Annotated in this window: 7 protein-coding genes; 3 read left to right on the top strand and 4 right to left on the bottom strand. The window is 48.1% G+C overall.

Going from position 1 to position 9,500, the window contains the following annotated elements:
• The 3 genes from H608_RS24655 to H608_RS22210 all read left to right on the top strand — a co-directional run.
• The coding region (locus H608_RS24655; protein WP_028787899.1) for a hypothetical protein at window positions 1-226 on the top strand (226 nt) is incomplete at its 5' end.
• A 443-nt stretch (window positions 227-669) separates the two neighbouring features.
• Window positions 670-999, top strand: coding sequence for a PadR family transcriptional regulator (locus tag H608_RS0112080; RefSeq protein WP_028787898.1), 330 nt, complete (start codon window positions 670-672; stop codon window positions 997-999).
• A 25-nt stretch (window positions 1,000-1,024) separates the two neighbouring features.
• Entirely contained in the window at window positions 1,025-3,289 is a 2,265-nt protein-coding gene (locus H608_RS22210; protein WP_051268260.1) for a PspC domain-containing protein, read from the top strand.
• A 117-nt stretch (window positions 3,290-3,406) separates the two neighbouring features.
• Here the strand turns inward: H608_RS22210 and H608_RS0112070 are convergent, their stop codons facing one another.
• The 4 genes from H608_RS0112070 to H608_RS24520 form a co-directional block, all read right to left on the bottom strand.
• Entirely contained in the window at window positions 3,407-5,395 is a 1,989-nt protein-coding gene (locus tag H608_RS0112070; protein WP_028787897.1) for a T9SS type A sorting domain-containing protein, read from the bottom strand.
• 252 nt (window positions 5,396-5,647) lie between these two features.
• Window positions 5,648-7,915 carry a glucosylglycerol-phosphate synthase gene (gene ggpS / locus H608_RS0112065; RefSeq protein ID WP_211227060.1) on the bottom strand — a complete coding sequence of 756 codons (2,268 nt, stop codon included), beginning with the start codon at window positions 7,913-7,915 and terminating at the stop codon, window positions 5,648-5,650.
• Between the two features lie 15 nt (window positions 7,916-7,930).
• Complete coding sequence (locus tag H608_RS0112060) at window positions 7,931-8,929, bottom strand: NAD(P)H-dependent glycerol-3-phosphate dehydrogenase (protein WP_038008354.1); 999 nt, start codon at window positions 8,927-8,929, stop codon at window positions 7,931-7,933.
• A gap of 251 nt (window positions 8,930-9,180) precedes the next feature.
• Window positions 9,181-9,500, bottom strand: a 320-nt coding sequence (locus H608_RS24520; protein WP_038008097.1) for a hypothetical protein, incomplete at its 5' end; no start/stop codon positions are given.

The following is a 9,500-nucleotide window of genomic DNA, read 5'->3' as shown; positions in this document are numbered from 1 at the left end:
CAGCCGGCAACGGCTCAAAAGCTGGCTGATAGAAACCACCAAACTGGTGGTGCTATACGGCGACAAAGAAACCAAGACCCACACCGTGTCTTTGCAACAACTATTACAAATACCCGATACCCAAACCCGGAACACTTTATCTTTGCAGTACTACAAAAAACAAAGCCATCAGCACACAGGTAACGACCAATGCCGATGGCTTCAAAAACAAAAACCAAAGATATGAGGAAAAAAATTGTCCCTGCGGATAACCGCAGGGTTTTGTCTTTCCCTTAAGTTGACGGCTATGGTGTATACACGAACCGGAATTCGGGTCGCGCAATCTGCAACATCCTGCTCTTGTTGATTCACGACACGAACCAACACATCCACCATTCCCCCGGTGCGTGTCTCCACGCACCGGAATCGGGTCGTGCAATCCGCACCATTCATCCTCTGCCGACACCACTCCTCAAACTCCGACCTGATATTTTACCCAAATAAATTTCCTAACAAAGTGAAAACAAGCACTTTATAAAATCATCGGCTAAATTACTATAAAATAATTGGTACTATGTATTACAAAGTACCAACCATAACCCTATCTTTGTGTTATGAATGAAGGTTACAGGAGAAAAGCAGCCTGTCGACAGCTGACCTTAATCATCGTTCACTTTTCAACTTTTTAACATGAACATCGAGAATACACAAAGTCAGATGCGCAAAGGGATACTGGAATTCTGTATCCTCTCCGTTATCCGGCGTGGTGAAGTGTACCCCAGCGACATCGTGGAAGAAATGAAAGCCGCCGGCCTTCATATCCTGGAAGGAACACTTTACCCTTTGCTCACCCGGCTGAAAAATGCCGAAATGCTCAACTACCGCTGGGTAGAAAGTAAAGGCGGTCCCCCCCGCAAGTACTTTTCCCTGACAGAAAAAGGCGAGTTGTTTTACAAAGAACTCGAACAAACCTGGCAGGAACTTTCCAACGGTGTCAACGCATTAACCAACAAACAATAACCGCTTACACACAAATACACACAGGATGAAAAAGATCATTAGCATAAACCTCAGCGGACGGGTCATCCCCATCGAAGATTCCGCTTACCAGCAACTTCAGGACTACATGGAAAGTCTTCGCCGGTACTTTGCCCAGGAGGAAGGCCGCGATGAGATCATCAACGACATTGAAAGCCGTATTGCCGAATTGATGAGCGAAGAAATCCGCAAAGGAGTGTCCCACATCACCGATGACCACATGCAACAGATCATCGGCACCATCGGACGCCCCGAGGATTTTGAAGGCGCTGACGCAGACCCAGACAGCTACACAACTAAAGGCAGCACCCGCGGTCAGCAACAGGCAGGCTCCGGCAGCACTTACTCCAACACTTCAACCATCCGCGGCAAAAGACTTTACCGCGACAGCAGTGATAAGTTTCTCGGCGGTGTTTGTAGCGGTCTCGCTGCCTATATCAACATCGACCCTGCCATCGTAAGAATCCTTTTCGCCATTATCACACTCGGAGGTCTCGGTATCGGATTCCTCGTCTATATCCTGCTCTGGATTTTCATTCCTGCCAAAGACCTCGAAGGTTTTCATGGCAAACGTCTGTACCGCAACCCCGATGACCGCATTTTCGGTGGTGTAGCCGGTGGCCTGGCCGCCTATTTCGACCGTGCCACCTGGGAAGTACGCCTGATCTTCGCTGCTCCATTGCTGCTGAACCTCATCTTCAGTTCATTGCACATCTTCAATTGGGACCATGGCTTCGATCTTTTCCCTAACGTTATTTTTGGTTCCATTACCAGCACCTTCTGCCTTGTTTACATCATCCTCTGGATCGTACTCCCCGAGGCACGTAACCAATACCAGAAGATGGAAATGCGCGGCGAAGCTGTTGACCTGAACAGCATCAAGCAAAAAGTACAGGAAGGCCTTTCTTCCGTAGGCGATAAAGTAAAAACCTGGAGCAAGGAAGTAAACGAGGATGCCAAAAATTTCGGTGAGCGAATGAAAACATTCGGTGCCGACCGCTCCAAAGACATCGGACGCGATATTCACAGGTCCATCAACCGCAGCAGCTACGGCATCGCCCACGCCATCGGCGTATTGTTCAAAGTATTCTTCTTTATCATCGTCGGTTCCATCGCTTTTGGTTTGCTGGTGGCGTTCATCGCCCTGCTCTTCGGTGGTGCCGCCTGGTGGCCGGTGAATAATTTCCTCTGGACCAGTGAAGCGCAGATGTGGTATGCCTGGGGCACCGTTATCTTCTTCCTGCTCGTTCCGCTGATCGCTTTGATCACCTGGCTGGTTCGCCGCATCATGCGCATACGTTCCGGCAACCGTTACCTCGGCTGGACATTTGGTTTCTTATGGACCATCGGCTGGGTAGCTGCCACACTGCTCGCCTCCAGCCTCTCCCGTGATTTCAGGTATTATGAGCAGTCCGACACCGTTGCTGTTCCTGTTAATCAACCTGCCTCCGGCAAAATGATCGTTACGGTTACGCAACCCGAGTTGTCTTACAACGGCACTTTCGGATGGCTGGCTGACGAACAGTGGGATGGATGGGATATGTCGCCTGATACGTTGCGTCTTGCCTGGGTAAATGTTGATGTGGCAAAAAGCGATGATTCGCTTTACCACGTTGAAGTACGCAAATTCAGCGCCGGCAGAACGGTTCCCGCCGCACGCGAACGCGCCGCAAGCATTTCCTATACGGTTCGTTCTGTCGACAGTCTCCTCGATCTGGGCAACGGCTTCGCCATTGATCGCGCAAGCAAATACCGCGGTCAGCGGGTTGACGTCACCATTAAAGTACCCGTTGGTAAAAAGATCCGCTTTTCTGAAAACATCAGACGTAAACTTTATAATAAAGAAATGAACCTCGGCAGAAACCGCGGCGGCACTATCAATCGCGTGGAGTGGAGAGAATATTCAGGCGCCTGGTGGCAGAGTGATGTAGATTACACCATGCAGGCAGACGGCTCCGTGCTCGGCGCACAGGGAAAAGTGACACCCGGCAACCGTTACAACGGCGACCGCGAAAACTACCGCTACGAGAACCCTCCCGCCAAACCTACACCTCCTCCGGCTCCCGGTACCGTAACCGATTCTGCAAGTGAATTGCGCAAACAACTCGAAGAAGTTGACCGCAATATCCGCGAGAACGAAAGACAAAAACAAGAACTGGAAAAACAATTAAAGAGCACCAGCAAAAATGAAAGCGTGGATGACGTGGAAAATACGGGCAGCAGCCTGTTCGGCATGCCATCATCTATCTCGTCCATGGTCGGCTGGTTTTGATATTACTCCGCCAAAACCTTCAACCAAAAAAGGCTGTCTCCTGTTTCGAGACAGCCTTTTTTCAATCAAACCCTCCCCGGCTCTCCACTAACAAGCAACCCGGAGTTTTTTTTGATCCTATTTTTTTACAAACTGTTTTACAAGCCGGCCATTGGTAGTTTGTATGACCATCATATAAGTTCCTGCAGGTAAGTTACTGATATCAATACTGTTTCTGTACCTGCCTGTTTCCTTTGAAAGGGAAAGCAGCTTTTCTGTTTTACCGGAAATGCTAAAAATAGTTACCGAAAATGTGCCCTTATCCGCATTATTGAAATCAATGGTAATCTCATTTCCTGCAGGATTGGGGAATACAGTAAGGCCGGCATTTTCTCTATCCTGGCCAACAGGTGATTGCTGTTTAACAACCGCTGGCATATTCCGGCTACGGGCGGATGGAGCGCTTTCAATAATTCTGAAGCCATTGATGTAAGTATATGCATTGATTTTACCAATGGAGATAACAAGATTGCCCGAAGGATCAGCACTTAGTCCCGAGAAGACAGCCGCGTCGCTTGTATTGTAATACGTATTGACGGTATCACTTACGCCTGATACCGTAAAGATCGTTGGATTGCCATCTGTACGTCTGCTGGCATACAATTCAACAGCATATTCCTTCGTTGCAGAGAGCCCGGATAATGTCAGCGTGCGATTGGCAGAAGAATAACTGGTATACCGCAACACTTCCGCGGGCGCCATTGTGGCCCCGGCTGCATAACCACTGTAATTGTCGTTGATACCATTGCTGTAACTCAGCGTGGCATAAACCGATGAGGCCGAACTATCGGAATAGTAAAGCAACGGAGAAATTTTTGTTGCACCATTGCTGACCGTCCAGTTATTCCACTGACTTGGCAGGTAAGGATTTGTAGTACCGTATATATTCACATGAATGGTCTTACTTACTGCCGCTGTGTCTGCAGGCAATACGTTGATCAGTACTGTATCTTTTGCCGTTGCACTGCTGTCATCCGTAACGGTAAGTACAAATTCATAAGTTCCCTGCTGAAGGCCGTATACTTTTGTGATCGCTGATGACGCGCTGGCAATGGTTGCTGCACCACCGCTTGCCTTCGTCCATAAATAGGCAGTGACGGAACCGTCAAGATCGGTTCCGGAGCCTGCCAGTTGAACAGAATCCACCGGAAGAGTGATGGTGATATCACTGCCGGCGTTCGCCGTAGGAGGAATATTGGGTAAAGGTGCCGACAAGGTTGTATCGCCCTGGCGCAGCATCCATTGATATACATTGATGCCGCCTTCAATCGGAATCGAATAATAACCGGTTGCATTATTGGGTTTGCGTAATTGCACTTCAGGATTTGTGAGCGTCCAGTTGTTCTGTGTGGGGTCCATGAAGTCATTGAAATTGGAATGCCCGCTACCGCCGAATGTTGTCCAGAGGAAAAATGCAGAACCGGGCAAACTGTCATTCATGTTATTGATGATGTTTTTGATATTCCTTGTATCTCCCGTTTGTTCAAATCCAAGAAATTTTCCGCCAAATTTTTTAGCCCAATGCCCAAACTTATCAGGATAAACGAGCGAGGAACCGTACCTGTTCACAGGATTCTGACCTTGTATATCGACAATGCTTCTCACAAGGCTCATGTAAGAATAATCATTGGCAGCAGGTTGATAAGTAACAAATCCGGAAAGACACATATTTCCGTTGCTGAACCCCATCATATGAAGTGCTTTGCGTTTGATCTTATATCGCGCAAGAATGCCGTCGATAGTGGGTTTGATCCATGTTGGCTGCGAGTTTGCATAAAGTTGCTGGATAGTGATCAGGATCGGATAATGTACGCCATTCCCCATAGGAACCGATCCGTCCCATCCGTTGTTGAGCCAGTAATGCGGACCGTACAATTGCATTTTTGAAGCATCGGTCCCTACTTCACCGAGACCAGCCATAAAGATGATGCCTTCGGTACTATCAGCAGATGGGTCATAAGTGACCCGCACGTTCCAGCCGGAAAAAGTAGTGTCGTACGTTACGCGTTGCGCATGCAGATACATTCCCGCCAACAGCGAGAGCAGCAGAAAGAATTTTCTTTTCATAATGTTGATTTGTTGGTTAAGACTAATGAAACCAAAAGAAGGAGTGGCCGGACTTGCGGCATTAGTGCAGAAGACATAAAATAGGTAAGGTTTGCTTGTTCAGCAAAAGATAAGAAACAATCTGGCTAAGCAAAATCAGCCTGAGCAAAATTTAACGAAAAAGCCATAAAAAAAATTCGACCGCCTGGTCGAATTAAATTTAAATAAAGAGGCCGTCTCTGATTTGAAACGGCCTCTTTTCTATGATCACGCTCATGCAGGCTCGGCCACCAACACCATGCGGTCTTCCGGTGTCACCGATTCCAGTTCCTGCAGAAACTCATTTCCCCAATAGTCAATATCGAAATACCGAACGGTATCAAACAATCGCTTCATGCGCATCTTGCGCTCCGTGGGATCCATCACCAATGCCTGCAACAACCCTTCTTTCAAAGACCGGCGGTCATACGGATTGGTGCGTATCGCATAACCCAATTCAACCGATGCGCCCGCAAATTCCGACAGCAGCAATACACCACATCCGTCCTCCCGCAATCCCTGCGCAGCCACATATTCTTTGGCTACCAGGTTCAGTCCGTCGCGCAGCGGTGTGATCCACGCGATATCTGCCAGCCGGTAATAAGCCATCACTTCTTCAAACGGAAAGGAGCGGAAAAAGAAATGGATCGGCGTCCAGCCAACACGCGAATAACGCCCGTTGATCTTACCGATCGCCTGCTCCAGTTCCTGCTGGATTTTTTCATACACTTTCATTCCCTGTGCCGGTGGCGTACAGATATTGATCAGCTCCACCTTTCCGTGGAACTCGGGATATTGCTCGAGAAATTCCTGGAAGGCATATATTTTTTCCAGTGGCCCTTTCACATAATCGAGGCGCTCCACGCTCAGGATGATCTGTTTATCACCCAACTCACGGCGCATGGTGTCTACCTGTTGCAGTACCGAAGGCTTTTCGCATAGTTCAGTAATGTATTCAACATTAACCCCGACAGGATGTGCGCCGAGGCGCACGGTGCGCCCGCCCGCTTCGATGCTGCGCGTCATTTTCTCTACGCCCAGCGGGCAACTGTAACTAAGGAACCGTTCGGTACAATTCATTTCTTCCAACACCTTTACCGGCAACTGGCTCTTGACCACGTCGACAAAGTTTTCCGCGTAGCGGGGAATATGAAAACCGATGTAATCGCATTGCAGCAGGCTGCCTACAATTTCACCACGCCAGGGAATGATATTGAAAATATCAGCGGGAGGAAAACTGGTATGGTGGAAAAATGCGATGCGCAAATCGGGACGCAGTTGTCTTAATATACCCGGCACCATCCACAGGTTGTAGTCATGTATCCAAACCGATGCGCCCTGGTCGGCTTCGGCTGCGGTACGTTCGGCAAACAACCGGTTTATTTTTACGTAATGTTCCCAATGGCTGTGATTGAATGTGGCTTTGTCGATAAAGGAAAAAATGGTGGGCCAGAATGCTTCTTTGGAAAAAACTTTATAGAAAAGATCCACTTCTTTTTTTGTAAGCCCGATGCGCGCGGCGAGCAGGTTGGGAAATCTTTTTTCATCGGGGTAGATATTTCTCAAGCCCTTGCCTTTTTTTTCTATCTCCTCCCATGCGATCCATGTGCCCGCGCGGCCGCCGGCAAAGAATCCCATCAATGAAGGAATAATGCCATTGGGACTTTTGGGTGGCACACGTTCGGAGCGGCCGTTGACTTCGCGCACTTCGTAGGGAAGACGATGGTAAACCATCAGCAATTGTTTTTCGCCGCTTGCTTCCGTGCTCTTTTCTTTCTCCGCTTCATGATAATTTTCAAAGGCAGGGAAATAAGCCAGCGATTCCAGTATGCCGCCGCAACCGGCTTCAGTAGCCTGAAATACATTTTCACTTTCGCGTGTGGCATCAAGCAGTTTTTGTTCTGCATGTCCTACTACCACACCTTTATAACCGGTCTGGTAAAGCGAAAGATCATTCAATGTATCGCCGGCCACGAGTATATGTGAAGGATCGATATTGAGCAGCTTAACAAGTTGAATAAGTGAACTTCCCTTGTTAACACCACCCGGCAATACGTCTACAAACTTACCGGCAGATTTCAATACATCGCAACCGGATGCATCGGCGATGCGTTGCAGGTGATCGAAGTCAGTGGTTTCATCAAAGAAAAAAGAACAGCGGCGGACTTGCGGCACCGGTTGCCAGCGTAACCCTCTTACTTTTTTTAATTTGTTTTGCATCACCAGCCGTCCGGGCCATTTGTGTTCGATGCCTGCCTGCAGCGGCTGAATGGGTTCAAGTGTGTGTCCGTTGACGATTGTTGCGCCCACATCGCAGATGATATAGTCAGGATTAGGAATAACCGGGTCGTTTAGTAAAGGAATAACGGTCTCCAACCCGCGGCCGGTAACGAATACCAGGCGAATGTCTTCGCGTTCGCGGATCAATCGATATAATTGTTGTTTATGGACGCTTCGTCCACCAAGGAAGGTTCCATCCAGGTCTGTAGCTAATACCAACATAGGCTTAATTCGTTTTTATCTGAGTTGTGTTTCTAATAATTTAAATTCCGTGAATGGCGAAGCGTGTTTGTACAGCATGCGGTAGGCTGCCGACAATACGGGCATCTCTATCTCCAATGCCCTCGCCATTTGCAACACTCCTTTCACGGCAGGATATCCTTCGGCGATCATGTTCATTCTGCTTTCGGCCATGGGCACCGAATAACCGCGACCGATCATTTGTCCGAAACTTGCATTGCGGCTGAAAGCGGAGTAGGCGGTTACCAGCAGGTCTCCGAAATAAACCGAATCGTATAAGTCCCTGGGTCTGTCGTCGACAGCGCGCAGAAAGCGCTGTACTTCACGCATGGAATTGCTGACTACTACGGCTAAAAAATTATCCCCGTAATTCAATCCGCGTACCATACCGCATGCGATACCGATTACATTTTTCAGAATGGCGGCGTACTCTACACCCAGCGGATCATCGTTGGTGATGACACGCAGATAGGGAGCATGAATAGCTTCCTGCATGCGATTGACGACAGTATCGTTGGTACCGGCGATGGTCAGAAAAGTGCGGCGGTCCATGGCGATTTCTTCGGCATGACAGGGACCGGCAAGTACAGTGATCTCATCGGCATCGCGGTCAAAATGCCTGGCGATAAAAACAGAAGGCAGCAGGTTGCGTTCCGACACCAATCCTTTGATCGATACGTAAAGACGTTTATTATATAAAATATCCGTTTCAAGCGCGGCTAATTCCGGCTCGAGGTAGGCGGATGGGACAGCAAATAATACATCATCGGAAGCAGCTATTGCTTCTTCTAACGAGGATGTTGGTCGAATAAATTGCAGATTGAGTTGTAAAAAACTCAGGTAATGAGGGTTTCTGCCATTGGCCAGCAGATAATCTACATGGCTTTGCGAGCGCAGATACCAGGTAACAACGATGTTACTCTCCGAGAAAATTTTAACCAGTGCTGTGGCCCAACTCCCACCTCCCACGACGGTGAGGTGTTGCAGGGTTTGCAATGTTTGAAAATTTGAAAAATGAAAAAATAGTTATGTAAAGAGCAGTGCAAAGATACGTTTTTAATAGGCATGAGGCAAGTCTAATTGCGTGTAGATACAGTAACGGTCTGGGGTAGAGAGTATTAAGTTATAAGTTTTAAGTAAAACAGTCTGCATCATGCTGATTATGCCGGTTCCTGTATACACGAACCAGGGCGGACGATTCCATTGACGATTCACCATTCACCATTCAATGTCGTTTCCTTAAGGCTTTAGAGGTGTTTATAGTTTGAGTTTGGCGGTTTTTTTTTGAGGTGTTTCCGGGGGAAGCGTCTTGCTGGCCGGATAATTTCCTTTGTTTTCAGCAGTATACTGTCGATCGCTTTCAGACATGGAACAACCATTCCTTTGACCACCATTACATGCAAGTGATATTTGACGATGGCTAATGTATTAGTACGATTGACCTTGTATTTGTGCTTATTGCTGGTTTGGGCCTGTTCTTTTTTCAAGCGCTCTTCCACCGGAAAGGCCAGTACCGCCGCACTGGTCATCATGAACAAGCGGGCAAAAAAATCCTGGCGTACACTCA

The organism is Terrimonas ferruginea DSM 30193 (genome assembly GCF_000425585.1).
GTDB lineage: Bacteria > Bacteroidota > Bacteroidia > Chitinophagales > Chitinophagaceae > Terrimonas > Terrimonas ferruginea.
Note: the sequence above shows the minus strand (reverse complement) of the source record. Positions and strands in the feature narration are given on the sequence as shown.